The following is a 1971-nucleotide window of genomic DNA, read 5'->3' on the forward strand; positions in this document are numbered from 1 at the left end:
CATCGACAAAAAATTGACTGAAAACAGCCCTGAATGGAAAACGATGTTTGAAGAAGTATATTCAGGCGCCTATCTAAGCACTGTGCCGTTTTATGCAATCTTAGGTAATCATGATAAAGACTTATCCATGAATCCTGCAACACATCCGGAGATTGAATATTCTAAAAAAGAATTAGGTTCAAACCGTTGGCGTATGCCTGCACACTTTTATCATAGTGATTTTGGCAACATCAATGGACGTCCGTTGCTCCGTGTCGTTTATCTAGATACAAATGCATCAGCGGATGAAATGTCTGTACAAGCCAAATATGTACGCGAGCAATTTATTAATACTCCAGTACAGCCCATTTGGAAAATAGTTGCTGGACATCATACGATTCGTAGCTTTGGCAAGCATTTCAAAGATAAATCAGATCTAAAAAGTATACTTCTACCTGCACTGCAAGAAGCTAAGGTAGACATTTATCTATCAGGTCATGATCATAATCAGCAGTTAATCGTGAAAGATAGTGAACCCAATTATATTGTTAATGGCGCGGGTGGCAAAAGCTTGTATGCACAAAAAGGAAAATCAGAAGACTTGCGGTTTTTTAATGAAGGTTATGGATTCGTTAGATTACAAGCCAACGCCAGTAAGCTTAAAATTGACTTTTATAATAGCCACGCTACGACCGTCTCATCTCATGAACTTGCACGAGAGTGCATGGACTTGAACACTCGATGCATTAAAGAGATTAAATAATGCAACGAGATAACTCGAATTTGTATCGCGCACTCCTGATAGCGACAATTTTGTTAGGGATAGCAGTGTTTTTTTGGGGGTTAGGTAACATTCCTTTCTTGTCATTTAATGAAGCACGCAGAGCAATCCCTGCCGCCAACATAATCAAAGATGGTGACTGGTTATTGCCGAAGTTGAATGGTGAACTTTACATCACCAAACCACCCCTTCTGTATTGGTTATCTGCCACGCTTTCACATCTCTTCGGCATGGTGAACGAATGGACAGCACGTCTCCCATCAGCTCTGTCTGCCTTTGCTACTGCAATGCTCGTTTTTGTGTATACAAGACGTCATTATGGTGCCTGGGCAGCTTTGTTTGCCTTGCAAATTGTCATTGCGAATGCAGGATTTTCCATGCTCGGACGTCAGGCTGGTATAGAAATGCTTTTGTCTTTTCTGTGCTTTAGTTCGCTGATTTGCGCATTCAAATATACATATGAAGAAGTTGGTAGGAAATGGCTACTTTTAAGCTATTTTTTGTTAGGGTTGGCAGTACTTACCAAAGGCCCTATAGCGCTTTTATTTGTTACATTGCCGCTTTTGATCTGTGCGCTGTATCAACGTAAACCTCGTCTGTGGCAGGTACTCCGCGACCCAATCGGGTGGTTAATTTTTCTGACGGTGGGTTCATCTTGGTATTTTGCCGTCACTTGGAAAATGGGATATGACATATGGCAGACAATAGTTCAAAAAGACATGGTAACCAAAATTTATGGAAATACCGGTGAGCCAATTTACAACTATATTTTATGGATTGCGGCTGATTTTTTCCCAGTATTTTTTCTAATGCTTATCAGCCCTATTGCGACATTACGCCGGTGGAAGCAACATGAAGTCACTACCAGTTTACTGATTGGATTGCTGGTGCCTTTTCTGATTTACACAGCTTTTAGCGATAAACATGCAAAATACCTATTACCTGTTTACCCAATATTCGCCATCTTACTGGGTTACAAACTGAGTGAGATATTCCATAAAGCGGGTAATCGCCTAAAGAAAATAATACTAGGATTATCAATTCTAATGCCAGTGGGATATGCATTATTTTATACGTTTGCCGAAGCTAAAGTATTCGATTATCGTTATGAGTCATTGCCGCTGATTAGTAAATGGTTTGCTGAAGATGTCAGCCATTTGCCAATATATGGTTATAAACATCTGGATGAAAGGTTGATTTACTATGCCAAT

Annotated in this window: 2 protein-coding genes; both read left to right on the forward strand. The window is 40.0% G+C overall.

Annotated elements, in window-relative coordinates; all coding sequences use genetic code 11:
• Positions 1 to 742 (forward strand): metallophosphoesterase (locus B7Y67_RS16360; protein WP_293599538.1); only part of this gene is annotated, 742 nt, incomplete at its 5' end.
• Positions 742 to 1971: glycosyltransferase family 39 protein (locus tag B7Y67_RS16365; RefSeq protein ID WP_293599539.1), on the forward strand; the 1230-nt coding region annotated here is incomplete at its 3' end. The genes B7Y67_RS16360 and B7Y67_RS16365, both read left to right, overlap by 1 nt.

The sequence above is a fragment of the Polynucleobacter sp. 35-46-11 genome (assembly GCF_002281105.1).